General features: G+C 68.9%; 23 protein-coding genes. 4 read left to right on the top strand and 19 right to left on the bottom strand.

The annotated features are described in order from the left end of the window. Positions 1 to 21 precede the first annotated feature (21 nt). Genes GJG85_RS15195 through GJG85_RS15205 form a run of 3 tightly spaced genes read right to left on the bottom strand, consistent with a single transcriptional unit; the run spans position 22 to position 4,554 of the window. Positions 22 to 1,167 (bottom strand): acyl-CoA dehydrogenase family protein, encoded by a 1,146-nt coding sequence (locus GJG85_RS15195; RefSeq protein ID WP_089488847.1) that lies wholly within the window; start codon positions 1,165 to 1,167, stop codon positions 22 to 24. 13 nt (positions 1,168 to 1,180) lie between these two features. Beyond that, positions 1,181 to 2,389 (bottom strand): acyl-CoA dehydrogenase family protein, encoded by a 1,209-nt coding sequence (locus GJG85_RS15200; RefSeq protein WP_050014732.1) that lies wholly within the window; start codon positions 2,387 to 2,389, stop codon positions 1,181 to 1,183. Positions 2,390 to 2,418: 29 nt separating this feature from the next. Further along, the gene (locus GJG85_RS15205) at positions 2,419 to 4,554 is read right to left on the bottom strand and encodes a 3-hydroxyacyl-CoA dehydrogenase NAD-binding domain-containing protein (protein WP_089488849.1); all 2,136 of its coding nucleotides are present in this window, start codon (positions 4,552 to 4,554) and stop codon (positions 2,419 to 2,421) included. A 249-nt stretch (positions 4,555 to 4,803) separates the two neighbouring features. Here GJG85_RS15205 and GJG85_RS15210 point away from each other — a divergent pair, with 249 nt between their 5' ends. The 3 genes from GJG85_RS15210 (at position 4,804) to GJG85_RS15220 (ending at position 9,874) form a co-directional block, all read left to right on the top strand. Next, the gene (locus GJG85_RS15210) at positions 4,804 to 5,766 is read left to right on the top strand and encodes a LysR family transcriptional regulator (RefSeq protein ID WP_050014728.1); all 963 of its coding nucleotides are present in this window, start codon (positions 4,804 to 4,806) and stop codon (positions 5,764 to 5,766) included. Positions 5,767 to 5,853: 87 nt separating this feature from the next. Next, on the top strand, positions 5,854 to 7,728 hold the full coding sequence (gene ggt / locus GJG85_RS15215; RefSeq protein ID WP_204383431.1) for a gamma-glutamyltransferase: 1,875 nt from the start codon (positions 5,854 to 5,856) through the stop codon (positions 7,726 to 7,728). Between the two features lie 346 nt (positions 7,729 to 8,074). After that, a complete protein-coding gene (locus GJG85_RS15220) occupies positions 8,075 to 9,874 on the top strand; it encodes a YadA family autotransporter adhesin (protein WP_124630928.1) in 1,800 nt (599 codons plus the stop codon). A gap of 126 nt (positions 9,875 to 10,000) precedes the next feature. Here GJG85_RS15220 and GJG85_RS15225 read toward each other — a convergent pair whose 3' ends face one another. The 6 genes from GJG85_RS15225 to GJG85_RS15250 form a co-directional block, all read right to left on the bottom strand. Further along, complete coding sequence (locus tag GJG85_RS15225) at positions 10,001 to 10,963, bottom strand: ABC transporter permease subunit (protein WP_050014726.1); 963 nt, start codon at positions 10,961 to 10,963, stop codon at positions 10,001 to 10,003. Next, on the bottom strand, positions 10,963 to 11,760 hold the full coding sequence (locus GJG85_RS15230) for an ATP-binding cassette domain-containing protein (RefSeq protein ID WP_050014724.1): 798 nt from the start codon (positions 11,758 to 11,760) through the stop codon (positions 10,963 to 10,965). Before GJG85_RS15230 ends, GJG85_RS15225 begins: the two co-directional genes overlap by 1 nt. Before the next feature lie 40 nt (positions 11,761 to 11,800). Then, entirely contained in the window at positions 11,801 to 12,817 is a 1,017-nt protein-coding gene (gene tauA / locus GJG85_RS15235; protein WP_050014722.1) for a taurine ABC transporter substrate-binding protein, read from the bottom strand. Positions 12,818 to 13,059: 242 nt separating this feature from the next. Then, entirely contained in the window at positions 13,060 to 14,052 is a 993-nt protein-coding gene (lipA, locus tag GJG85_RS15240; protein ID WP_012329293.1) for a lipoyl synthase, read from the bottom strand. After that, positions 14,045 to 14,800 carry a lipoyl(octanoyl) transferase LipB gene (gene lipB, locus GJG85_RS15245; RefSeq protein ID WP_050018153.1) on the bottom strand — a complete coding sequence of 252 codons (756 nt, stop codon included), beginning with the start codon at positions 14,798 to 14,800 and terminating at the stop codon, positions 14,045 to 14,047. The genes lipA and lipB overlap by 8 nt, the downstream gene beginning before the upstream one ends. A gap of 84 nt (positions 14,801 to 14,884) precedes the next feature. Further along, a complete protein-coding gene (locus GJG85_RS15250; protein WP_050018167.1) occupies positions 14,885 to 15,211 on the bottom strand; it encodes a DUF2917 domain-containing protein in 327 nt (108 codons plus the stop codon). A gap of 102 nt (positions 15,212 to 15,313) precedes the next feature. Here GJG85_RS15250 and GJG85_RS15255 point away from each other — a divergent pair, with 102 nt between their 5' ends. Then, positions 15,314 to 16,303, top strand: a complete 990-nt coding sequence (locus tag GJG85_RS15255; RefSeq protein WP_006485238.1) for a transcriptional regulator GcvA — start codon at positions 15,314 to 15,316, stop codon at positions 16,301 to 16,303. 22 nt (positions 16,304 to 16,325) lie between these two features. On the opposite strand, the gene GJG85_RS15260 is transcribed toward GJG85_RS15255, so the two are convergent. From GJG85_RS15260 to GJG85_RS15305, 10 genes are all read right to left on the bottom strand, one after another. After that, a complete protein-coding gene (locus tag GJG85_RS15260) occupies positions 16,326 to 16,634 on the bottom strand; it encodes a YbeD family protein (protein ID WP_011546305.1) in 309 nt (102 codons plus the stop codon). Then, positions 16,634 to 17,560, bottom strand: coding sequence for a D-amino acid aminotransferase (locus tag GJG85_RS15265; RefSeq protein ID WP_050018154.1), 927 nt, complete (start codon positions 17,558 to 17,560; stop codon positions 16,634 to 16,636). Before GJG85_RS15265 ends, GJG85_RS15260 begins: the two co-directional genes overlap by 1 nt. Before the next feature lie 48 nt (positions 17,561 to 17,608). Then, positions 17,609 to 18,919 (bottom strand): D-alanyl-D-alanine carboxypeptidase family protein, encoded by a 1,311-nt coding sequence (locus GJG85_RS15270; RefSeq protein ID WP_050018155.1) that lies wholly within the window; start codon positions 18,917 to 18,919, stop codon positions 17,609 to 17,611. A 497-nt stretch (positions 18,920 to 19,416) separates the two neighbouring features. Then, on the bottom strand, positions 19,417 to 20,061 hold the full coding sequence (locus GJG85_RS15275) for an alpha/beta hydrolase (RefSeq protein WP_050018156.1): 645 nt from the start codon (positions 20,059 to 20,061) through the stop codon (positions 19,417 to 19,419). A 13-nt stretch (positions 20,062 to 20,074) separates the two neighbouring features. Continuing rightward, positions 20,075 to 20,392 carry a ferredoxin gene (locus GJG85_RS15280; protein WP_050018157.1) on the bottom strand — a complete coding sequence of 106 codons (318 nt, stop codon included), beginning with the start codon at positions 20,390 to 20,392 and terminating at the stop codon, positions 20,075 to 20,077. 154 nt (positions 20,393 to 20,546) lie between these two features. Beyond that, positions 20,547 to 21,698: a VanZ family protein gene (locus GJG85_RS15285; protein ID WP_089488852.1), complete on the bottom strand. Its 1,152-nt coding sequence runs from the start codon at positions 21,696 to 21,698 to the stop codon at positions 20,547 to 20,549. Between the two features lie 43 nt (positions 21,699 to 21,741). Further along, a complete protein-coding gene (locus tag GJG85_RS15290) occupies positions 21,742 to 22,365 on the bottom strand; it encodes an ABC-type transport auxiliary lipoprotein family protein (protein ID WP_204383433.1) in 624 nt (207 codons plus the stop codon). Positions 22,366 to 22,448: 83 nt separating this feature from the next. Next, on the bottom strand, positions 22,449 to 23,378 hold the full coding sequence (locus tag GJG85_RS15295; RefSeq protein ID WP_089488853.1) for an MlaD family protein: 930 nt from the start codon (positions 23,376 to 23,378) through the stop codon (positions 22,449 to 22,451). A 17-nt stretch (positions 23,379 to 23,395) separates the two neighbouring features. Then, entirely contained in the window at positions 23,396 to 24,295 is a 900-nt protein-coding gene (locus GJG85_RS15300) for an ABC transporter ATP-binding protein (protein ID WP_050018160.1), read from the bottom strand. Beyond that, positions 24,292 to 25,524 carry an ABC transporter permease gene (locus GJG85_RS15305; RefSeq protein WP_235356330.1) on the bottom strand — a complete coding sequence of 411 codons (1,233 nt, stop codon included), beginning with the start codon at positions 25,522 to 25,524 and terminating at the stop codon, positions 24,292 to 24,294. Before GJG85_RS15305 ends, GJG85_RS15300 begins: the two co-directional genes overlap by 4 nt. Positions 25,525 to 25,624: the final 100 nt, after the last annotated feature.

A 25,624-nucleotide genomic window follows, 5' to 3' on the forward strand; every position in this document is an offset into this window, starting at 1 on the left:
CTCCATTCGCGTTTTCCGCGCTTATTGTTTCGACAGCGCGATGTAGCGCGCGAGGTGGTGATCCTCGTCGCCGAGCTGATGATCGATCATCACGAGACGCTTCGCGTAATGCGACAGCGGCAGCTCCCACGTCATCCCGATCCCGCCATGCAACTGGATGCTTTCTTCCGCGACCAGCGTGCCGATCCGGCCGATGCTGTATTTCGCCGCCGAGAGCGCGCGCTCGCGCACCGCGCGCGGCGCATCGAGCTGCGCGGCCGCGTTGATCACCGCCGAGCGCGCCTGCTCGACTTCGAGCAGCAGGTCGGCCATCCGGTGCTGCAGCGCCTGGAAGCTGCCGATCGGCAATCCGAACTGCTTGCGCGTGCGCAGGTAGTCGAGCGTGTGCGCCTTTGCGACGTCCATCGCGCCGAGCGCTTCCGCCGACAGCGCGAGCAGCCCGTAGCCGAGCACGCGTTCGAGCAGTTCGGCGCCCGCTTCGCCGTCGAGTGCATCCGGCGCGCCGAGCGCGGCATCGGCCGGCAGCGCGACACGCTCGAAGCGCACTTCGGCCGCGCGACCGCCGTCGATCTTCCTGTAATCGCGCAGCGACACGCCCGGCGCATCGGCCGGCACGACGAACAGGCCGATGCCGGCCGCGTCGTCGTCGTTGCCCGACACGCGCGCGCTGACGACGAAGAACGCCGCCTGCGCGGCCTGGTCGACGACGCCCTTCGCGCCCGTCAGCACCCAGCCGTCGCCCGACCGTTCGGCGCGCGTGCGCACCGTCGTCAGTTCGTAGTGCGAGCCCGGTTCGTCGTGCGCGAATGCGGCGCTCGCGCTGCCGTCGATCAGCGCGGCGAGCCGCTCGCGATGCGCATCGCCGCCGGCGAGCGCCAGCGCACGGCCCGCGAGCAGCGCGCCGAGGAACGGCTCGACGACGAGCCCGCGTCCGAGGCATTCGAACACCACGGCGATGTCGAAGCCCGCGCCGCCGAAGCCGCCGTCGGCTTCGGCAAACAGCGCGCCGACCGTGCCGAGTTCGGCGAAGCGCTGCCACATCGCGCGGTCGAAGCCTTCGGCCGACTGCGCGATGCGGTCGCGCACCGGGAACGCGTACTGTTCGGCGATGAAGCGGTTCAACGTGTCCGCCAGCATCCGGCGGTCTTCTGTGTGCTGGAAATCCATCGTCGCGTCCCTCTTACAGCCCGAGCATCATCTTCGCGATGATGTTCTTCTGGATCTCGTTCGAGCCGCCGAAGATCGACAGCTTGCGGTTGTTGAAATACTGCTGCGCGGCGCTCGCGGCTTCATCGGGGCCGACCGGTTCGCCGGCATAATCAGCGTCGAGCGCGTCGTCGACGAACGGCTGCGCGTACGGCCCCATCGCGCGGCGCATCAGCGCGGTGATCTCCTGGCGGATCTGCGTGCCGCGGATCTTCAGCATCGAACTTTCCGCGCCCGGCACGCCGCCGCCCGCGACCGCGGCCAGCACGCGCAGGTTGGTCGTGCGCATGTTTTCGAGCTCGATCTCGACGCGCGCGACGCGTGCCGCGAAGAACGGATCGTCGGCGAGCGGCCGGCCGTTCTTCGTGACCTTCGCGGCGACCGCGCGCAGCCGGTCGAGGGCCGCGGTCGAGAAGCCGATCCCGGCGATGTTGGTGCGCTCGTACGTGAGCAGGTATTTCGCGTAGGTCCAGCCGCGGTTCTCTTCGCCGACGAGGTTCTCCACGGGCACGCGCACGTCGGTGAAGAACACCTCGTTCACCTCGTGCTCGCCGTCGAGCGTGATGATCGGGCGCACTTCGACGCCCGGCGTGTTCATGTCGATCAGCAGGAAGCTGATGCCTTCCTGCTTGCGCACGTCGGTCGCGGTGCGCACGAGGCAGAAGATCATGTTCGCGTAGTGGCCGAGCGTGGTCCATGTCTTCTGGCCGTTCACGACGTAGTGATCGCCCTGCGCGTCCACACCCCGCACCGCGCTCGTCTTCACCGCCGCGAGGTCGGAACCGGCGCCCGGCTCCGAATAGCCCTGGCACCACCAGTCGGTACCGTCGAGGATGCGCGGCAGCCAGTGGCGCTTCTGCGCTTCGCTGCCGTACTTGATCAGCACTGGGCCGAGCATGTTCACGCCGAACGGCACGATGCGCGGCGCACCGGCGAGCGCGCATTCGTTGTCGAACAGGAACTTCTGCGCGACGCTCCAGCCGGGGCCGCCGTATTCGCGCGGCCAGTGACTCGCGAGCCAGCCGCGCGCGTTGAGGATCGCATGCCATTTGCGCATGTCGTCGCGCGTCAGGTGCAGGCCGCCCTTCACCTTGCGCGCGATGCGCTCCGGCAGTTCGGCTTGCAGGAAGCGCTGCACTTCCGTGCGGAACGCTTCCTCTTCGGGAGTGAAATTAAGGTCCATCGTGGGTCCGTGGCGAATGCGGTGGGCGTTCAGTCGATGCGGTTCAGGCTCGCGAAATCCGCGCCGCGCGCGACGAGATCGACGAGCAGCGGCGACGGCTTCCAGAACAGCGGATCTTCGTTCGCGAACGCGCGGATATCGGCGAGCACGTTCGCGAGGCCGACCGTGTCCGCGTAGTGCATCGGGCCGCCGCGATAGCGCGGAAAGCCGTAGCCGTACAGGAACACCGCGTCGACATCGAGCGGACGCAGCGCGATCTTCTCGTGCACGACGTTCGCGCCTTCGTTGATCATCGCGGCGAGGTAGCGGCGCAGGATCTCGTCATCGGTGAACGTGCGCGGCGTGACGCCCTTCTTCGCACGCTCTGCCGCGACGATCGCGTCGACTTCCGGGTCGGGCGTGCCGACGCGCGCGCCGTCCGGATACAGGTAGTAGCCGCGGCCGGTCTTCTGCCCGAACCAGCCGCGCTCGCACAGCCGGTCGGAAATCTCCACGTAGCGCGCGTTCGGATCGCGCGTCGCCGCGCGGCGCTTGCGGGTCGCCCAGCCGATGTCGCCGCCCGCGAGATCGACCACCTGAAACGGGCCCATCGGGAAGCCGAATTCGCGCACCGCGCGATCGATCTGGTACGGCGACGCGCCGTCTTCCATCAGGGTGTCGGCGGCAGTGCGATAGACGGCGAGGATCCGGTTGCCGATGAAGCCGTCGCACACGCCCGCGCGCACCGGCGTCTTCTTCAGTTGCTTCGCCAGCGCGAACGCGGTCGCGACGACGTCCGCGCTCACGCGCGCCGGCACGACGATCTCGAGCAGCTTCATCACGTTGGCCGGCGAGAAGAAATGCAGGCCGATCACGTCGGCCGGCCGGTCGATGCTCGCGGCCAGTTCGTCGATGTCGAGATACGACGTGTTGGTCGCGAGTACCGCCCCTGGCTTGCACACGCGCGCAAGCTCGGCGAACACGGCCTGCTTCACGGCCATGTCCTCGAACACGGCCTCGATCACGACGTCGGCCTGCGCGAGCGCGTCGTACGACGTACTGCCCTTGAAGCGCGCGAGCCGCGCCGCGTGCGCGGCCGGCGTCATCCGTCCTTTCGCGACGAGGCCGTCGTACACCTTCTCGACGTGCGCACGGCCGCGCTCGAGCGACGCTTCGTCGCGTTCGATCATCGTCACCGGCAGCCCGGCGTCGAGCGCCGCGACCGCGATGCCCGCACCCATCGTGCCGCCGCCGACCACGCCGATCCGTTCGACCGGCCGCGCGCTCGCGCGCCGCGCCTCGGGCGCCTTCGCCGCTTCGCGCTCCGCGAAGAACGCATGCACGAGGCCCGCACGCTGCGGGCTGTCGATGCATTGCAGGAACAGGCTGCGTTCGTACTTCATCCCGGCGTCGAACGACTGCGTGAGCGCGGCCTCGACCGCGTCGACGATCTTCGCCGGCGAGAAGAGCCCGCGCGACTTCTTCGGCAATTCCGCGCGCGCCGCGTCGATCGCGGCCTGCGCGGCCGCGCGGTCGGCCAGGCCCTGCGCGTCGCGCGTGCGGCGCACCGGCGCGCCGAGCGACACGAGTTCCTGCGCATAGGCGAGCCCTTCGGCGAGCGTGTCGTCGCTGTGCGCGATGCGATCGACGAGGCCGAGCACGAGCGCTTCGTCGGCGCTCGCATGGCGGCCCGTCAGCATCAGGTCGAGCGCGGCCTTCGCGCCGATCAGGCGCGGCGCGCGCTGCGTGCCGCCCGCGCCGGGCAGCAGGCCGAGCGTCACTTCGGGCAGCCCGAGCTTCGCGCCGGGCACGGCGAGCCGGTAATGGGCGGCCAGCGCGACTTCGAGGCCGCCGCCGAGCGTCGCGCCGTGCAGCGCGACCACGACCGGCTTGGCACCCGATTCGATCCGCTCGCACACGTCGGGCAGCGACGGCGGCACGGGCGGCTTGCCGAATTCACGGATGTCGGCGCCCGCGATGAAGTTGCGGCCGGCGCCGACGATCAGCACCGCGCGGATCGCGTCGTCGGCCTGCGCGGCGTCGATCGCGTCGGCGAGGCCGCGCCGCACGTCGGCGGACAGCGCGTTGACGGGCGGATGGTCGATCGTGACGACGAGCACCTTGTCGCGCCGTTCGCGCGTGACGGTGCCGGCCATCGGGCTGGCAGGGGAAGCGGTGGCATTCATCGTGTCTCCAGTGGTGCGGTGCGCCGGGCGGCAGGAACCGGTCGGGCCGGCTAGCAGGGCCGGTGCGCGAGCCGGTCCCGGCGGCGCGGGAAACCGTCCGGCATGGTTGCCGGGCATGACTCGATTCTCGATTGATCGAGATTCATTGACAATTCCCGCACGCCTTTACAAGCTGTCAAGTCTGACTTGACACTGAATGCTTCCGGACCGTTTCTGTGCGTTAAACGGGACGGATCAGGAGACACCCGCATGGACCTGAACGCGCTGACGCTGCTCGTCGAGATCCTCGACGCCGGCAATCTCAGCAAAGCCGCGCAGCGACTCAAGATGAGCCGCGCGAACGTCAGCTACCGCTTGAACCAGCTCGAACGCTCGATCGGCCAGCAGCTCGTGCGCCGCACGACGCGGCGCATGGAGCCGACCGAGATCGGGCTGACGCTGTACGAGCACGGCCGGCGCATCCGCAACGAACTGCTCGCCGCGCAGGAATCGGTGACGACGCTCGGCCAGGACCTGCAGGGCCGCGTGCGGCTGTCGGTGCCGAGCGGCTACGGGCAGATGGTGATGTCCGACTGGCTGCTCGCGTTCAAGCGGCTCCATCCGGGCATCGTGCTCGACGTGGTGTTCGAGAATCGCGTGGAAGACCTGATGCGCGACGAAGTCGACATCGCGATCCGCGTGATGTCCGAGCCGCCGCAGAACCTCGTCGCGCGCGACATGGGCGCGGTGCGCTACGTCGCATGCGCGTCGCCCTCGTTCGCGGCCGCGCACGGGATGCCCGCGAGCCTCGGTGCGCTGGCCGCAGCTCCCGTCGTCACCGCGACGGTGCTGGGCCGGCAGTTGCGGATCGCCGCGTATCTCGGCGACGAGCGCCACGAGGTGCTGCTCGAACCGACGCTGATTTCGGAGAACTTCCTGTTCCTGCGCCAGGCGATCCTCGCGGGGATCGGCGTCGGCATCGTGCCCGACTACGTGATGCAGGACGACCTGCGGCACGGCGCCGTCGTCACGTCGCTCGATGCGTACCGGCTGAGCATCTTCGGCACCCACATGTACATGCTCTACATGCCGAACCGCCACCACACGCGCGCGACGTCGACGTTCATAGAGTTCATCCTCGAACAGGCCGGAAAGACCGGCCGGGGCGGGCCCGGCGGGATGCGTCAGGGTTTCCTGTCGGATGACAAGCCGCCGGGCGCACGGCGACAATAGCGCGCCGGGGCGGGCAGCGCCGTTGCGCCCGCACCGATGTCAACGTCAACGCCGCTCTCCTTCGAATTCACTGCTGCCGAGGGTTCCATGTTCGACCGGATTCGTCCGCATTCGCGTCCCTGGACGCTGCTCGCCGCCGTCGCGCTCGTCGCGATGAACGCCGGCTGCACGTCCCCGTCCGCGCCGTCGGGCGCCGTCGTCCCGGTCGCCGCCGCATCGGGCGCGGCCGTCCCGCTGCCCGGCGTTCATGCGCCCGAACTGTCGTCCGGCTGGACCGACAAGCCGGGCTGGACCTCGCAGCACTTCATGATCGCGGCCGCGAACCCGCTCGCGACGCAAGCCGGCTACGACATGCTGAAGGCCGGCGGCACCGCGATCGACGCGGCGATCGCGACGCAGATGGTGCTCGCGCTGGTCGAGCCGCAATCGTCGGGGCTCGGCGGCGGCGCCTTCATGCTGTATTTCGACGGCAAGTCGACGCAGGCGTACGACGGCCGCGAAACCGCACCGGCCGCCGCGACCGACCGGCTGTTCTACGGCCCGACCGGCCAGCCGATGAGCTTTTACGAAGGTGTCGTCGGCGGGCGTTCGGTGGGCACGCCGGGCGTGCTGCGCATGCTCGACGCCGCGCACCGCGCACACGGCAAGCTGCCGTGGCGCCGGCTGTTCCAGCCGGCCATCCGGCTCGCCGAGCGCGGCTTCACGATCAGCCCGCGCCTCGCGATGCTGATCGCGAACGACAAGTACCTGAGCAGCGATCCGGCCGCGCGTGCGTACTTCTACAACAAGGACGGCTCGCCGAAGGCGGCCGGCACGGTGCTGAAGAACCCCGCGCTCGCGACCGTGCTGCGCCAGGTCGCCGACCACGGCGCGAATGCGTTCTACACCGGTGCGATCGCGCGCGACATCGTCGCGAAGGTGCGCAAGCATCCGACCAACCCGGGCCTGCTGTCGCTGCAGGATCTCGCACGCTACAAGGCAAAGGTGCGTGCGCCGCTGTGTACCGATTACCGGCGCTCGGTCGTGTGCGGGATGCCGCCGCCGTCGTCGGGCGGCCTCGCGATCGCGCAGATGCTCGGCATCCTCGAAGCGATGCCCGACTGGCAGCAGATCGGCGCGCAGAAGCCGGTGCGCAACGACGTCGGCTACGAGCCGACACCGTTCGCCGCCCACCTGTTCAGCGAAGCCGGGCGCCTCGCGTATGCGGACCGCGCGCGCTATGTCGCCGATCCCGATTTCGTGCCGCTGCCGGGCGGCAGCTGGGCGAGCCTCACCGACAAGACCTATCTCGCGCAGCGCGCGCACCTGATCGGCGACAGCAGCATGGGCGTCGCGCAGGCCGGCACGCCGCAGGGCGCGGCGCTCGCGATGGCCGACGACCGCAGCCCCGAGCTGCCGTCGACGTCCGACATCGCGATCGTCGACCGCTACGGCCAGGCGCTGTCGATGACGACCAGCATCGAGGATGCGTTCGGTTCGCGGCTGATGGTGCGCGGCTTCATGCTGAACAACCAGCTCACCGATTTCTCGTTCGTGTCGAACGACAACGGCCGGCCGGTCGCGAACCGCGTGCAGCCCGGCAAGCGGCCGCGCTCGGCGATGTCGCCGGAGCTCGTGTTCGACAAGAAGACGAAGCAGGTGACGATGATCGTCGGCTCGGCCGGCGGCCCCGCGATCATCAATCACGTCGCGAAGACGCTGGTCGGCGTGCTCGACTGGGGGATGACGATGCAGCAGGCGATCGCGCTGCCGAACTTCGGGTCGATGAACGGGCCGACGCAGCTCGAACGCGGCCGTGTGTCGGACGCGCTCGCCGACGGGCTGAAGGGCCGCGGACACGACGTACGGGTCGTCGAGATGAACTCGGGGCTGCAGGGGATCCAGCGGCTGAACGTGCAGGGGCAGACGGTGTGGTTCGGCGGCGCGGATCCGCGGCGGGAAGGGGTGGCGATGGGGGATTGAGCGGGCCCGTGCGCGGCGGCGCACCGCGCCGCGCGAACCCATTCCACGGCCCATCTGTGCCGACATACGGACTCGTCTTACGGGCGCTGCGCGCGTCCTGCCTTTCGACCCGGTCTGACCGCGATGTCGCACTTCGCGCCTAATATCGCGTCTCATACCTATCGCCTCAAATTTCGTATTCGTCTGATCGACGGCCTATAAGTCGCTCCGTATAGTCGTCCGCTCAAACCGCAGCCGCCTTATTCGCTCATCCCGTTCGCAACGGCGATGCGCTCCGCTGCAGTCGATGCGTATCGTCGCCATTTCCGGCAGCGTGCGCGAAATTGAACGATCAGGAGTCCGATTCATGTTCCACCCCGTCACCCCACCACCCGACAACGCGCGTGCCCGCTCGCGCATTGCGACGCACCGGCCGCGCCTGTCCGCACTCGCCTTCTCGCTCGTCGCGCTCGCGTCGGGCTACAGCCATGCCGCGCAGCCCGATCTGGTCCTCGACAACCTTGTCGTCAAGGCCGGCGCAACCCCGCCACCCAGCGCAACGGGCGCAGGTTCGATCGCCCTTGGTCCCGGCGCGCAGGCAAAAGGAGAAGACGGCGGTGATTACTCGGCAATCGCGATTGGCGGAGCAGCAATCGCCGACGGGCGATCCACGATCGCCATCGGCGAAGGAACGAACGTTCACGGCGATCGCTCGAGCGCGCTCGGGGTCGGGTCGAACATCAACGCGAACCGCGCGCTCGCACTCGGCGCGGATGCGGTGGTCACCGCGCACGACGCGGTCGCGCTCGGGCAAGGCAGCGTCGCCGACCGAGGCAACACCGTGTCGATCGGCAAAACCGGCAACGAGCGGCAGCTCGTCAATCTTCGCGCCGGTACGAACGACACCGACGCAGTCAACCTGTCGCAGCTCAAGCCGGTCGTCGAGGCGCTCGGCGGCGAAGCCACGATCAACGCGGACGGAAGCGTACGCAGTCCGAACTATACGGTCGACGGCAAGTCGTTCAACGATGTCGGCAGCGCGCTGACGAGTCTGGACGATCGAGCCAAAGCCAACACGCAATCGATCACGATGCTCGACGGCCGCGTCACGAACGTCGAAGGCGACGTCAAATCCATCCGCGTCGATGTCGACGATCTTGGCACGCGCGTCAACAACGGCACCACCGGCCTCGTGCGCCAGGATCCTGCGAGCCTCGCGATCTCGATCGGCGCCGACAAGGGCGGCGCGTCGGTGAGCCTCGCAGGCACGGACGGCACGCGTACGCTGACCGGCCTGTCGAACGGCGTGGGCGACACCGACGCCGTGACGATCGCGCAGTTGAAGGCAACCGGCCTGGTCGACCCGGACGGCAAGCCGCTCAGTGCGCTCGTGTACGACGACCTGTCGCTCGGCCGCGCGACGCTCGGCGGGGTCGGCGGCACGCTGCTCGACAATGTGCGGCCCGGTGCGATCGTCGCGGGCGGCATGCAGGCCGTCAACGGCGGGCAGCTCTTCACGATGCAGCAGCAATTCGACAGCCGCTTCGATTCGCTGAACACGCGCCTGTCGGACATCGAGAAGAACGGCCCCGCCGTTACGCCGCCGGCGGGCAACCATGGCAACGACTTTGCGCAGCTCGGCGACGGCTCGGGCGCGACCGGCTCGAATTCGATGGCGCTCGGCAAGGGCTCGACTGCGTCCGGCGACGATAGCCTTGCGATCGGGAACAACGCGACGGCATCGGGCAACAATTCGGTCGCGCTCGGCAACAACTCCGTCGCCGACCGCGACGACACGGTCTCCGTCGGCGCGCCCGGTCAGGAGCGGCAGATCACCAACGTCAAGGCCGGCACCGCACCTACCGATGCCGTGAACGTGCAACAATTGCGCGACCAGATCGGCAGCGTGCGTAACGACATTGACCACTATCGTCGCGACGCAAGCGGCGGCATCGCGTCCGCCGTCGCCATCGCAAACCTGCCGCAGGCATCGCTGGCAGGCGAAAGCATGGTCTCGATCGCCGGCGGCACTTACAGCGGGCAGTCGGCCGTCGCGTTCGGCCTGTCCACCGCCACGCGCAACGGGCGCTGGGTGGTCAAGGCGTCCGGCTCCACCAATACGCGCGGCACGGTCGCGGTCGGCGCCGGCGCCGGTTATCGCTGGTAAGCCGTCGCCACTCGGCCACCGGTATCACGCGACAAGGGCCGGGCTTCGCTCGACGCGAAGCCCGGCCCTCTTTCCGCCTGCAGCGCAGAGCGACTGCCCGCGTCACGCCCCGTCGCGCCCCCCGACCTATCCCCGCCCCTTCCACGGCACCACCCGCCGCTCGATCCATCGCATCGCGAGATCGAACAGCCACGCGATCGCGCCGATGATCAGGATCCCCATCACGACGATATCCGTGCGCAGGAAGCTCGATGCGTTGAGCACCATCTGCCCGAGCCCGGCCGTCGCGGCGACCATCTCGGCCGCGACGAGCGTCGTCCAGCCGAACCCGATCGCGATCCGCAGCCCGGTGAGGATCTCCGGCAGCGCGGCCGGCAGCACCACATGCCGCACGATCTGCGCGAAGCTGCCGCCGAGCGAATACGCGGCGTTGATCTGCTCGACCGTCGCGGCGCGCACGCCGGCGCGCGCGGCCATCGCGATCGGCGCGAAGCACGCGAGGAAGATCACGACGAGCTTCGCCGTTTCGTCGATGCCGAACCAGATCACGACGAGCGGCAGGTATGCGAGCGGCGGCAGCGGCCGGTAGAACTCCAGCAGCGGATCGAGCACGCCGCGTGCAAGGCGGCTCACGCCCATCAGGATGCCGGCCGGCACGCCGATCGCGGTGGCGAGCAGGAACGCGCCGAACACGCGCGCGGCGCTCCACAGCAAATGCTCGGACAGCGGCAGGCCACCCTGGATGCGGCCATGCCAGGCGTCGACGAATGCCACCCACACGGCTTCCGGCGCGGGCAGGAACAGCGGCGGCAGCCACTGGCGATGCGTGGCGACCCACCACAGCACGGCCAGCGCTGCAACCGTCGCCGCGCTCAAGGCCGCCGTCTTCCCCTCCCCCGGCAACCGGTAGCGGTGCGACGACGGCGCACGACGCGCGGCTGCCTGAGTCCGCGTGCGATCGTCCTGCTCGAAACCTGCGACCGTCCCGCCGGCCGTCCACGAATCCTGCGTGCTCATGCTGTCCTGCCTGTGCAAAGTGCTGATCCGACCGCGTCCGACCGACGCGCCCTGTCGCGCGAGTTCGTGCATCACGCGGCCGCCTCGGCTGCCTCGTCGCGATGCAGATACGCGATCAGCCGCTCGCGCCACGCGATGAATTCCGGTGACGACTTCACCGCGCGCGCATCGCGCGATTCGACGTAGCGCCGCGCGAACGGCAGTTCGAAGGTTTCCGCGATCCGGCCGGGGCCGGGCGTCATCACGACGAGACGCGTCGCGAGGAACAGCGCCTCCTCGACGTCGTGCGTAATGAAAAACACCGTCTTGCCGGTGCGCGCCCATACGTCGAGCACGAGCGCCTGCATCGTGCCGCGCGTCATCGCGTCGAGCGCGCCCATCGGCTCGTCCATCAGCAGCACGCGCGGGTCGCTCGCGAGCGCACGCGCGATGCCGACCCGCTGCTGCATCCCGCCCGACAGCTCGTACACACGCGCATGCGCATGGCGCTCGAGACCGACGAGCGCCAGCATTTCTGTTGCCCGCGCTTCACGCTCGGCTTTCGACACGCGCGCGAAGCGCAACCCGAGCGCGACGTTGTCGAGCACATCGAGCCACGGCAGCAGCGCGTATTTCTGGAACACGACGCCACGATCCGCGCCGGGGCCCGTGACCGGCACGCCGTCGACGCATACGTCGCCGGTCGTCGGCGCGACGAAGCCGGCCATGCAGTTCAGCAGCGTGGTCTTGCCGCACCCGGATGCGCCGAGCGCGACGACGAATTCACCGGCATCGATGCGCAGGTCGACCTGCGCGAGCGCCTGCGCCGTCGGCCTGCCGCGTTCGCCCGGATAGGCGACCGATACCTGACGGACTTCCAGCGTGCTCATGATCGAAGGGCTCCGCGATGAGTGGGCTGAGGGGCCGCGCTCAGCGCGCGGCCTTCTGCACGAATTGCGGATCGACGCCGACCGAATAGTCGGCGAGCACCGTCTGGATCGTGCCTTGCGATTTGAGGAATGCAGCCGTGGCCGCGAGCGACTTCGCGGCGCCCGATTGCGCGCCGCCGCCGAGCCACGTCGGCGAAGCCTGTTCGGCCGCCGTCGGGAACGCGTAGAGGGCGAGGCTGGCCGGCACGTCCTGCGCATTCGCGCCGGACACCTTCGCGACCGCCGCGACCTGCGGCGAGCCGACCTTCCACGCCGCCGCATGCGCGCGGTAGTCGGCGTCAGCCGCCGCGAGCACCTTCACGAAGCGCGCGACGAACTCGGGGTTCTCGCGCGCGAACTTGCGGCTCACGACGAAGCCGTCGAAGGTCGACTTGCCGCTTTCCTTCGCAACCTGGCCGGACGTCGTCAGCACGGTGCCCGACTGCTTGACCTTCGCGAGCACCGGATCCCAGATGTAGGTCGCGTCGATGTCGCCGCGCGCCCACGCAGCCGCGACCTCGGGCGGACGCAGGTTGACGATCTTCACGTCGTTCGGATTGACGCCCGCGGCCTGCAGCGCGACGAGCGTGTGGAAATGCGACGTCGACACGAACGGCACGCCGATCTTCCTGCCCTTCAGCGCCGCGACGTTCGTGACGCCCGAACCGTTGCGCGCGACGAGCGCCTCGGCGTCGTTGATGTTGTCGAGCACCCAGAACAGCGAGATGTCGAGCCCCTGCGACAGGCCGGCCGCGATCGGGCTCGACCCGGCCTCGCCGAGCTGCACGGAGCCGGACGCGAGCGCGCGGATCACGTCGGCGCCGCTGTCGAGCTTGCGGAACCTGACCTTGTAGCCGGTCGCCTTTTCGACTTCACCGCTCGCTTGCGCATAGCGCCACGGCACGACCATGTCCTGGTACGCGATCACGACTTCGCGCGATTCGGCGTGCGCCGCGCCAAGCGCGGCAAAGGCGGTCAGCGCGACGACGGCGCGGCGGATGAAGCTGAAACGGGACATGCGGCTCTCCTTCGGAATGCGGGCATTGCTGCGGGAGAGCCGACTTTACGGGCTTTGCGTGCGGCGGGAGCGAACTTATCCTGCGAAGCTATCGATGATGTTTCAGCTTTGCTTTTCGCGCTGGATTGGATCGCGCGTCCGGTCGGGTGGCGATTGCCGTGCGCATGCGCGGATCATCGCCGCGCCAACGAAAAAACCCGCATCGCTGCGGGCTTTCGGGACTGCTGCTGCAAACGCGACGCTCAGACCACCCCTGCCCCATGCGCCTGCAGGTCGGCATGATAGCTCGACCGCACCATCGCGCCGACCGCCGCGTGCGTGAAGCCCATCTTGTACGCCTCTTCCTCGTACATCTTGAACGTATCCGGATGCACGTACGCCCGCACCGGCAGGTGGTGCTCGGACGGCTGCAGGTACTGGCCGATCGTCAGCATGTCGACGTCGTGCGCGCGCAGGTCGCGCATCACCTGCAGGATTTCCTCTTCGGTTTCGCCGAGGCCGACCATCAGGCCCGACTTCGTCGCGACGTCCGGATGCAGCGCCTTGAAGTCCTTCAAGAGCTTCAGCGAGTGCGCATAGTCCGAACCCGGGCGCGCTTCCTTGTACAGGCGCGGCACCGTTTCGAGGTTGTGGTTCATCACGTCGGGCGGCGCCGCGTTCAGGATCGAGATCGCGCGGTCGAGACGGCCGCGGAAATCCGGCGTCAGGATCTCGATGCGCGTGTCCGGCGACTGCGCACGCGTTTCGCGAATGCACTCGACGAAGTGGGCGGCGCCGCCGTCGCGCAGGTCGTCGCGGTCGACGCTCGTGATCACCACGTACTTGAGCTTGAGCGCGGCGATCGTGCGCGCGAGGTTCTTCGGTTCATCCGCATCGAGCGGATCGGGACGGCCGTGGCCGACGTCGCAGAACGGGCAGCGGCGCGTGCACTTGTCGCCCATGATCATGAACGTCGCGGTGCCCTTGCCGAAGCATTCGCCGATGTTCGGGCAGCTCGCTTCCTCGCACACGGTGTGCAGGTTGTGCTCGCGCAGGATCGTCTTGATCTCGTTGAAGCGCGAGCTGCCGGTGGCCGCCTTCACGCGGATCCACTCGGGCTTCTTCAGCTTTTCGATCGGAATGACCTTGATCGGGATGCGCGCCGTCTTCGCCTGCGCCTTCTGCTTGGCGGTCGGATCGTAGGCCGGGGTCGCGGCCGAATCGGCCGGTGCGGGAGAAGCGGTAACGTCAGTCATTCGATTGTTCCAGTGCGTGCGGCTTGTCGGCGGCCGCGGATGCGCCGTCGAGGTTGGCGATCAGACGGCCCACCAGCGTGTGGGCGACGTCGTTCCAGTCGGCGGCAACCGCGAGGCTCGCCATGTCGACGGTTTCCAGTCCGGCATAGCCGCACGGGTTGATCGCAAGAAACGGGCGCAGATCCATCTTCACGTTCAGGCTCAGCCCGTGATAGCTGCAGCCGTTGCGGATCTTCAGGCCGAGGGCCGCGATTTTCGCGCCCTCGTGCAGGCCGGATGCCACGTAGATCCCCGGCGCGCCCGCCTTGCGGACCGAAGCGAGATTATACGCCGCGAGGGTTTCGATCACGGCCTCCTCGATCTTCGTCACGAGCGTGCGCACCATCAGCTTGCGCCGGCGCAGGTCCAGCAGCAGGTAGACGACGATCTGGCCGGGGCCGTGGTAGGTGATTTGTCCGCCGCGGTCGACCTTGACGAGCGGCACGCCGCTGTCGGCCACCAGCAGGTGCGCCGGGTCGCCGGCCTGGCCGAGCGTGTAGACGGGCGGATGCTCGACCACCCAGATTTCGTCGCCGGTGTCGGCCGTGCGCGTGTCGGTGAACGCGCGCATCGCGTCGAAGCTCGCGTCGTACGCCTCGCGGCCCCGCCATCGCACGGTGACCGGCTGGGCCGGCTGAGCCGGGACTCCGGCGGGCGATGCGGAAACGGCGACAGGCGTGGACACGATGGAAACCGGCGAAACGGACATGGGCGGTAGTTTACCGAAAACCCATGGGTCTCGCCGGCCTGGGGACGGGGACGGATCGCCGGTATCCGTCGGATGAAACGATGGTCAGACGGTACGCCAGCCGTCGTGCAGCAGCGCGTTGACGCGTTCGCGCAGCCGGGACAGCCCGCCGAGCGCGACTTCCCGCGGCGGGCGCGACACCGAGAACGCGACGCACGCGCCCTCGCGGCCTTCCGCGCTGAGCCACAGCCGCTCGCCGCGGCGCAGCTTCAGCGTCTCGCCGTCGGCCAGGAAATAGTCGTCGACGTCGTTGCTGCGCGTCGCCCAGACCGGCCCGCACTGGACGATCAGCCGCGTGCTGCGTTGCACCTTCATCGGTACGGTCTCGCCCGGGGGAATTTCGAAGGTGATGCTTGAAGAGATTTCTTGCATGATCGACTCCGCCAATAAGTGCTTCGATGACTACAATCCTAGTCACTTGAAGGTGTCCGACCAAACGACCAATTTTCACGTCGATGTGAGGAAAATTAGCAAATGGACCTCCGCCAGCTGCCGGCGCTGAACGCGATTCGCGCGTTCGAAGCCGCCGCCCGCCACGAGAACTTCTCGCGCGCCGCCGACGAGCTGTTCGTCACGCACGGCGCGGTCAGCCACCAGGTGCGCGCGCTCGAGGAAGAGCTCGGCGTGCAGCTGTTCACGCGCAACGGCAAGCGGCTGTGCCTGACCGACGCCGGCATGCGCTACGCGCAGCAGATCCGCACCGCGCTGATGGTGATCGCCGACGCGACGCGCGACGTGCGCGCGAGCGACCGCGACCGGCGGCTGGTGGTGTCGATGCTGTCGTCGTTCGCCGCGCGCTTCATCACACCGCGCATCGGCACGTTCATCGAGCGGCATCCGGAAATCGACGTCGAGCTGCAGTCGACCAACTCGCTCACCGATTTCGCGCGCGACGACGTCGATCTGGCGATCCGCTTCGGCTTCGGCAGCTATCCGGGGCTGCACGTGGAGCCGCTGTTCGAGGAGGTGTTCTTTCCGGCGTGCGCGCCGACGCTGAACGGCGGCAAGCTGCCGCAGACGCCCGCCGATCTCGTGCACTACCCGCTGCTGCGCTCGGACGACGAGCTGTGGCGGCCGTGGTTCGACGCGGCCGGGCTCGATACGCTGACCGAGCCCAAGCGGGGGATCCTGTACCAGGATTCGTCGAACCTGCTGCTGGCCGCGATCGAAGGCCAGGGCATCGCGCTGGTGCGCCGCTCGCTCGCGGTGCACGACCTGCTCGACGGGCGCATCGTGCGCCTGTTCGACATCGACGGGCCGAGCCCGTGGCACTATTTTTTCGTGTGTCCGCCGCCGCTCTTGAACACGCCGCGCGTGCAGGCGTTCAGGACCTGGCTGTTCGAGGAAGTGGCCGAATACAAGCGGCTGTGCGACGAGCTGGACGCGCGGCGCGCGGCGGGAAAATGCCCCGCCGAGTGCGCGCTGGAGGGAGGATGGAAAGGGATCAGCGGCCGTTTGCGCTGACCCCGGACGCCGGAACGGGCGCTTAAAGCACGACCTTGACCATCGGATGGCCGGTCAGCGCACGGTAGATGTTGTCGAGCTGTTCCTGGCTCGTCGCGCGCACGGTGATCGTGAGGCCCGTGTAATTGCCGCCGCTCGACGCGCGCTCCTCGATTTTCTCGACGTCGATCTCGTTGTCGTGAACGGCCACGACCTTGAAGATCGTGTCCTTGAACTCGGGGTGCGCCTTGCCCATGATCTTGATCGGGAAATCGCACGGAAACTCCAGCAGCGACTCCTTCCGGGTCTCGATTGCGCCGGTGACCTCGACGGTTTTGGTCGGTTCGCTCATCATTTTCTCCGGGTTAGGTCAAACTGTTCAAACTCGCGTGCCTTCGCACGCTGGTACGCGTCATACAGCGCCGCGAACACGGGGCCCGGCTTGCCGCCCTGCACGGGCAGATCGTCGAGCGACGTCACAGGCAGGATTTCCTTGGTGGCCGACGTCAGCATGATCTCGTCGGCCGAGCGCAGCTCGACCTCGCTGATCTCGCGCGCGACGAACCGGATCCCGCATTCTTCGGCCAGCTGCTCGACCAGCGCGTAGCGGATCCCTTCGAGGATCTTGTTGCTGCGCGGCGGCGCGAACAGCTCGCCGTTCTTCACGATCCACACGTTCGACGACGAGCCTTCGGTCACGTTGTCGTCGCGCAGCTGGATCGTCTCGAACGCATCGCGTTCCGCCGCATGCTGCGCCATCAACACGTTGCCGAGCAGCGAGATCGACTTGATGTCGCAATGCAGCCAGCGGCGATCCTCGGCCGTCACGCAGCGCACGCCCTTCGCGCGCTCCGCTTCGGACGGCAGGCGCAGCGGGCTCGTCATCGCGAACACCGTCGGCACCGCGTTCGCCGGGAACGCATGGCCGCGCTTCGCGACACCGCGCGTCACCTGCAAGTAGACGAGCGCGTTGCCGTCGGCGAGGCCTTCGGCGTTCGCCGCGACGACCCGCTCGATCAGCGCGCGCCAGCCCGCCGCATCGTGCGGGTTGTCGATGCCGATCTTCTTCAGGCTGCGCGCGAGCCGGTCCAGATGCTGTTCGATCCGGAACGGCACGTGCGCGCCGTCGTGCGCATAGACGGGGACGACTTCATACACGCCGTCGCCGAAGATGAACCCGCGGTCGAGCACCGGCACACGGGCTTCGGACAGCGGCACCAGTTCCTCCTGCGCCGAGACGCTGAGGTAGACGATCGGTTCGAATTCGGCTTGGCTCATAGCTTTGACAGATGGGGATGAAGTCGTGAAAACAAAGGCCCGTCGTGCTTACTTCTTCTTGCTGAACATCAGCAGGATCGAGTCCCAGATACGTCCGAAGATACCCGCTTCCGGCACCGCCTGCAGCGCGACGACCGGGAATTCGGACAGCGTCTTGCCGTCGGCGACGATCTTCACGGTGCCGACCTGCTGGCCTGCCGCGAGCGGCGCGATCAGCGGCGCGTTGACGTCGACCTCGGTCTTGACCTTGTCGCCGAGGCCGCGCGGCACGGTCGCCCACTGGTCGCTCTTCACGCCGACCTGCACGGTGTTGTCCTTGCCCTTGTAGACGCGCGGCGTCGAGATCGCCTGGCCGCCCTTGAACAGGCGCACCGAATCGAACGCGCTGTAGCCGTAGTTCAGCATCTTCATGCTGTCCTGCGTACGGTCGCTTTCCTTCTGCTCGCCCATCATCACCGACACGAGGCGGCGCTGGCCGTCGACGCCCGGGATCGCGCGCTTCGCCGATGCGATCAGGCAGTAACCGGCCGCCTGCGTGTGGCCCGTCTTCAGGCCGTCGACCGTCGGGTCGAGCCACAACAGACGGTTGCGGTTGCCCTGGCGGATGTTGTTGTACTTGAATTCCTTCTCCGAGAAGATGCCGTAGTACTGCGGAAAATCGCGGATCAGGTGAGCCGACAGCTTCGCGAGATCGCCGGCCGTCGTGTAGTGGTTCGGGTCGGGCATGCCGTTCACGTCAGCGAAATGCGTGCCCTTCATGCCGAGGCGCGCGGCCTCGTCGTTCATCAGCGTGACGAACTGCCCTTCGCTGCCGCCGACGAGTTCGGCCAGCGCGATCGCAGCGTCATTGCCCGACTGGATGATCATCCCGTACACGAGGTCGTGCACGGACACCGGCTTGTTCGCCTCGATGAACATGCGCGACTCGTCGCGGCCGACGCGGCGCACGGCTTCGCTCGGCGTGACGATCTGCTCCATCGAGATCTTCTTCTTGTCGAGCGCCTCGAACACGAGGTAGGCCGTCATCAGCTTCGTCAGCGACGCCGGCTCGACGCGTTCGTCCGCATTGCCCGATGCGAGCACCGTGTTGCTCGTCGCGTCGACGAGCACCCACGAGCGCGCGTTCACGCCCGGCGGCGGCACCGCGCCCGGCATGTAGGTCGCGGGCGCGCCGGTGAACTGCTCGGCGGCCGGCGCCGCATGCGCGGCCTTGGCCTTGGCGGCCGGCTTCGCCTCGGCGACGACGATCGTCGATGCGAGCGCGACGGGCAGCATCACGCCGAGCGCGACGTTGCGCGCGGCGGTGCTGAAGGCGATGGAGGAAGCGAGGGACTTGAGGCCTTGGGAAGACAGACGCATGATCGATTCAGGCTGATGGCAGAAAGTGCGGTGCGAAACGCGCAGGGTTGAACGGCAAGGCGGCGGGCGTGTCGGGCGCTCGCCCGACACCGTCGGGCGACGCGAAACGCGCCGGTTGGACTCGTGCGGGCGCGTTCGGTTCGCGGCCGTCGCGAGCGGGCGGACAGGCGGCGAAACGAGCGCCGCATGGGCCCAGCCGGGCCGCGGGCAACGCGAAAGCGGCCATTATACGTGGCCGCGAACGGCGTTTTCGCGAACCGGGCAGCGGACGTCCGCAACCCCGTTGCGCGAGCATCGCACGGGAATGCGGCGGGCACGCGTGCTCGAAGCCGCGCGAAAGGCGTGCGCAGGCGGCGTGCAAGCCGGGTTGCGGCGCCATGCAGCAGGCGGGGCGCGGCGCGATGTCGCGTGAAGTTTCGGGAAGGGTCGCGCATCGTCCGGACGGGCGCCGGTGCGCGGTACGGACGCTGGCGCTTGCGCCGACGCCCGCATGCAGGCTAGCGCCACGCGTCGACGACGATGCGCTTCAGCACGTGCAGCTTGCGATGGAGGAAATGCTCGGCGCCGGGGATCACGACGACCGGCAGCTCCTGCGGCCGCGCCCAGTCGTACACCGACGCGATCGGCACCGTGTCGTCGGTTTCGCCGTGGATCACGAGCGTGTTCTCGGGCACGTCGGCCACCTGCCAGCGGCTCGCGGCCGTGCCGACGAACACCATCCGCTCGATCGTCTCGCCCGCGTCGCGCAGGCGCTTCGCGACGTGCGACAGCACGAAGGTGCCGAACGAGAAGCCCGCGAGCACGAGCGGCAGGTCCGCATACGCGGGCTGCGCGCGCATGTGCGCGAGCACCGCGAGAAGATCGTCGGCCTCGCCCGCGCCGTTGTCGTGCACGCCTTCGGTCGCGCCGACGCCACGGAAGTTCGACCGGTAGACGACATAGTTCAGTTGCACGAGCGTGCGCGCGAGCGTCTGCGCGACCTTGTTGTCCATCGTGCCGCCGAACAGCGGATGCGGGTGCGCGACGAGCGCGATGCCGCGCGGCGCGGCGCCGCTTTCGCGCACGGCGTCGGGCAGGTCGACCGCGATTTCGATCTGGCCGATCGGGCCCGCGATCAGCGATTTCTGCGTATGAACGTTCATTCGGCCGGCCCGCTCAGATCTTCAGGCGGTCGACGACGTTGCCGTCGCGCAGGTGCGACTCGACGATCTCGTCGATGTCGGCCTGGTCGACGTACGTGTACCACGTGCCTTCCGGATACACGACCATCACCGGCCCTTCCTCGCAGCGGTCGAGGCAGCCGGCCTTGTTGATGCGCACCTTGCCTGGCCCCGCGAGACCGAGTTCCTTCACGCGCTTTTTCGCGTATTCCTGCATGGTCTGCGCATTGCATTGCGCGCAGCTCGGGCGCTCGGCGCCCGGATCGCGCTGGTTCAGGCAGAAGAAGACGTGGTGCTGGTAGTAGGAATCCATGATGGTGACGAGCGGCCCGGCACGAGGCCGTGCGCAAAGAAGGGCGATGAATTGCCGTTGCGCAAGGCGGCAACGGAGGATGCCGACGATTATAGCGACCGGCGCACGCGGCTGCCCGCGGCACGGCCGCCGCCGCGCGGCCCGGGCTGCCGCGTCAGCGGCGCAGCGCGGCCGGCAGCCACGCGTGCTCGACGCGCTGGCCGAGCCAGATCAGCGCCGCGTAGGGCCAGATCCACGCGAGCCAGCGCGCGAGGCTGTTGAAGTGCACGTAGCGGCCCTGCCGCCACCCCGATAGCGTGAAGTCGAAGAACGGGTTGACCGGCAGCAGGTTCACGAGCGCGACGCCGGCCAGCAGCGCGAGCGCCGCGAGCATCGCGCGCCACGTCGCCGGCACGCGCAACGCGACGAGCGCCGCCGCGAAGCCGAGCTCGATGCCGAGCCGCGCGCCGGGCGTCGCCCACACGACGACGAGGCCGGTAGCCGACTGCATGAACGTTGCGGCCGCCTTCAGCACCAGCGTGGCGACCACCAGCGCGATCAGCAGCCGGATGCGCGGCGCGCGCGGGCGCATCGCGAGCGACGCGATCGCCAGCGCGGCGAACAGCATCAGCCCGCCGAGCACGGCTTCCCACGCGGAATCGGACAGCCAGCCGTCGACCCGCTCGGGCCATTCGCTGACGCGCCACGCGGCCGGCAGCCACGCGAGCAGCGCGTCCTGCATCGACGCGTCGGCGCGCTCCCACAGCGCGGCCGGCCAGTCGCCGATGCCGAACAGGAACGGCGACGGAAACACGATCGCGAACGGCCACAGCGCGGCGAGCAGCAGCGGCGTCGAACCGTCGGCCTCCAGCCACGCGAAGCGCAGCCGGCGCAGCGCGCCGCGGTCGAGCAGCGCGCCGGTGGCCGGCGCGGCGAGCGCCGCGCCCAGCAGCGCGCCGAGCGCGTTGGCGCCAAGGTCGAGATTCGACGCGACGCGCGTCGGCAGGTAGGTCTGCAGCGCCTCCATCGCGCCCGACAGCAGCACGCCGAGCCCGCCCGCGATCAGCGTCGCGGCCACGCCGCGCCAGCGCGGGTGCAGCGCGAGCACGCCGAGCGCGCCGAACGGCAGATAGCCGAGCACGTTCGTGGCCACGTCGAACGCGGTCACGTAGCGCTGCATCGGCGCGAACAGGTAATCGAACGGGCCGATGCCGAGCGACAGCCAGCCTTCGAACGGATACAGCGACGCATAGACGATCAGCGCCGCGTAAGCGGCAAACGCCTGCCGCGCGAGCGGTGACGCGCGATGCGTGCCCGGCACGTTCATCGCGGATGCAATCGCGGATGCAATCGCGGCTGCACGTCGGCCGTCACGGCGTGCCCGCGTACGCCTGCACGCCGACCCACGCGGCGATCTGCGACACGAGTTCGTCGCTGGCCGCCGCGAGCGCACGCGCGCCGCCGGCCGCGTCGGGCGTGCTCGACGGCGCGCGCGCGACGAACGTGCGCTGGCCGAGCACCTTGCCGTCCTGCATCAACGTCGCGCGCGCGGTCACCGCGCCGTGGCTTTGCGACTGCCCATCGAAAACCTGTTCGAATTCGCTCAGGTCGACCTTGAGCGTCGGCGCGCGCACGCCGTCGGCGCCTTCGAGCACCGTCCCGCGCGACGACAGCGCGCCGCGCAGCCGCTGCGTGAGCAGTTGCGCGGGCGGCGCGGTCCAGCGGCTGTCGCGATAGACGGCCACGTGCTGCGCATCGGCATACGCCAGGCGGTACGCGAACTTGTCGGAATCGAGCGCGTCCGGCGCGGCGACGTCGAGCACCTTCAGCGCGGGGCCCGAACCGGTGGTCGTCACCGACGACGCGGGCCCGAGGTCGTAGCGGATATTGGACAGCACCGCGTCGTTGCCGGCGCAGCCGGCCGCCAGTGCGAGCGTCAGCACGCCCAGCGCGGCCGCGGCCGGGCGCAGCGTGCGGTCAAGGATTCGTGGCATGGCGTATTCCTGCATGATGTTTCCGGTTTCGATGGGCGTCATGACCCGGCCGTTTCCGGCTGGACCCTCGATGGGTTTGCGCTTCACTTCCCGGCCGTCGCACCCGGCCAGACGAAGCCCGCCTCGCCGGGCCCCGGGGCCGCGCCGGGCGAGCCGAACAACAGACTGCGCGGGTTGCGGCCAAGTTCACCGGCGACGTCCTTCAATTGCCGCGACGCGTCGCCAACGCTGTCGGCCAGCGCATTGAAGCGCGGCAGCGTGTCGTACTGCACGCGCGCGTTGAGGCCGTTCAGCGCGACGCCGACCTGCTCGGCGGCCGTGCCGGCCTTGTTCAGGTTCGACACGAGCGGCCCGTTCGGCTGCAGCAGCGTGTTCGCCGACGCCATCGCGCGGTTCACCTCGTGCATCGTCTCCGGCAGCGCGGTGACTGCCGGGCCGAGCTGCCTGGTCAGCGTCGCGGCGCCGTCGGCCGCGTGCTGCAGGCTTTCGGCGGTCGCGCGCAACTGCTCGCGCATCTCGGGCGACATCAGCGCGTTCGCGCTCTTCGCGGCCAGTTCGAGCTGCCGCAGCAGCACGTCGCCGCGCTCCTGGATCTGGTCGAACAGGCTCGGCCGCATCGGGATCTGCGCGATCGCCTTCGGCGACGACGGCAGCGGCGCCAGATCGCGCCCCGTATCCTCGAGCTGCACGAACGCGATGCCGGTCACGCCCTGGAAGCCGAGGCTGCCGTAGGTCGACTGCGTGATCGGCGCGTCGTGATCGACGAGAATGCGGATCCGGATCTGGCCCGGATGCGTGCGATCGAAGCCGATCGACTGCACCTTGCCGACGTCGAGGCCGCGAAAGCGCACGGCCGCGTCCGGGAACAGCCCGGTCACGTTGGTGCGCGCGAGCAGGTCGTACGGCACGCGCACGGTGCGGTCGACGTTGAACCAGAACACGGTGCCCGCGATCGCGAGCGTCAGCGCGATCGTGAACAGGCCGGCCCAGAACGCATGTGATTTGTTTTCCATTCGCGGGTTCCTTGCTTCTACAGCTCGACGCTCGACAGCGCCGGTTCGAGGGCCGCCTTCGGCAGCTTCGCGCGCCGCTCGGGCGGCAGCGCCTGCAATGCGCGGCGCCCGCGCAGCCCCAGGAAATATTCGTGGATGAACGGATGGTCGACGTTCGCGGCCTCCTCGACGGGCGCGGCGACCAGCACCTTGCGATCGGCCAGCACCGCGACGCGCGTCGACAGCGCGACCATCGTGTCGAGGTCGTGCGTCACCATCACGACGGTCAGCCCGAGCGTGCGGTGCAGCGTCGCGATCAGCTCGACGAATTCGTCGGACGCCTGCGGATCGAGGCCGGCCGTCGGCTCGTCGAGGAACAGCAGCTCGGGCTCCAGCGCGATCGCGCGCGCGATGCCGACCCGCTTCACCATCCCGCCCGACAGCGCGGCCGGCATCTTCGACGCGTGCTTGCACGGCAGCCCGACCATCTCGAGCTTCAGCATCACGATGTCGTGCAGCAGGTCCGGCGGCACGCGGCCGAGCTCGCGCAGCGGCTGCGCGACGTTGTCGAACACCGTCATCGACGAGAACAGCGCGCCCTGCTGGAACAGCATCCCCGAACGCGTGCGCATCATCCGCGCGGTCGCGTCGTCGATCGTCGCCGTATCCTCGCCGAACACCTTGATCGTGCCCGACGTCGGCCGCTCGAGGCCGAGGATCTGGCGCACGAGCGTCGTCTTGCCGGAGCCCGACCCGCCGACGATCGACACGATCTCGCCGCGCCGCACGTCGAAATCGAGCTTCTGGTGAACGACGTTGCGCCCGTAGCGCTTGGTCAGGTTGCGTACCTCGATCACGAGGTCGCCGGCGTCGGCGGCCGCGTCAGGCCCGGCGCCGATCGCCGCGGCATGCGCGGTCGTGTCGTTCGATGCGTTCATCCGAGCCCCACGTTCTGGAACAGGATCGCGAACACCGCGTCGGCGAGGATCACGACCGTGATCGACGACACGACCGACGTGGTCGTGCCTTCGCCGAGGCTCTGCGAGTTCGCCTTGATCCGGAAGCCGAAATGGCACGCGACCAGTGCGATCAGCATGCCGAACACGACGCCCTTGCCGACGCCGATGTACAGGTTCGCGATCGGCACGACGCCCGGCAGCGAGCGCACGAAATAGTTGATGTCGATGCCGAGCACCAGCTTCGCGGCGAGCGCGCCGCCCGTCAGCGCGATGATGTTGGTCCACATCACGAGCAGCGGCATCGCGACGCCGAGCGCGAGCACGCGCGGCAGGATCAGCCGCAGCCCGTGCGGGATGCCCATCACGCGCATCGCGTCGAGCTCCTCGGTCACGCGCATCACGCCGATCTGCGCGGTGATCGCCGAGCCCGAGCGGCCCGCGACGAGGATCGCCGACAGCACGGGACCGAGCTCGCGGATCACCGACAGCCCGAGAATGTTCACGATATAGCGGTTCGCGCCGAACATCTGCAACTGCTGCGCGGACAGGTAGCTGAGCACGATGCCGATCAGGAACGCGACGAGCGCGGTGATCGGCAGCGCCTGCGCGCCGGCGCTGTAGATGTTCGCCGAGGTCTCCTTCCACGGCATCGTCCGCGGGCGGCGCAGCACCGACAGCGCGTCGAGGATCACGCGGCCGAACATCGCGATGCCACCCTGCAGGTGTTCGCCGAACGCGAAGATCGCCAGGCCGAGCCGCGTGACGGGATCGAACCGCACGATGCGCTCGGGCGCCTCGCGCTGGCTGTCGAGCCGTTCGATGCGCTCGAAGATCGTGCGCTGCGTGGCGCTCAGCGCGACGCCGGCCGGCAGCTTGCGGCCCCACACGCGCCACAGCGCCTGGCCGCCGACGTGGTCGAGCCGCTCGATGCCGGACAGATCCCATTCGCTCACGCGCCCGCTGGCGAGGGTCGCGATGCGGCGCGCCACGGCGCCGCGGTTGCGCGCGAGCGACAGCGCGGTCCACTGGCCGGTCAGGCGCACCGTCTGGCCCTGGCCGCCGGCGTCGACCGACAGGCCGGGAGGAGTCTCGAAGTCCAAGGGCGGGTTGTTTGCAAAAGGATGACAGCGGCCATTGTAGCGAACCGCCCGGCGCCGCGACGTGAGGATTACGGCCGGCATGCCCGGCCGCGGCGCCGGGCCGGGCATGCCGGCCGGGACCGGCCCGAAGCCGCCGCGGGCCTCGGCCAGCGGCCGGCGTCGCGACCTTTCATTGTTCCGTCACGTTTCCTTTCGATACTCTCACGCG

Origin of the sequence: Burkholderia sp. MS389, from assembly GCF_016899425.1 — a bacterium.
GTDB lineage: Bacteria > Pseudomonadota > Gammaproteobacteria > Burkholderiales > Burkholderiaceae > Burkholderia > Burkholderia sola.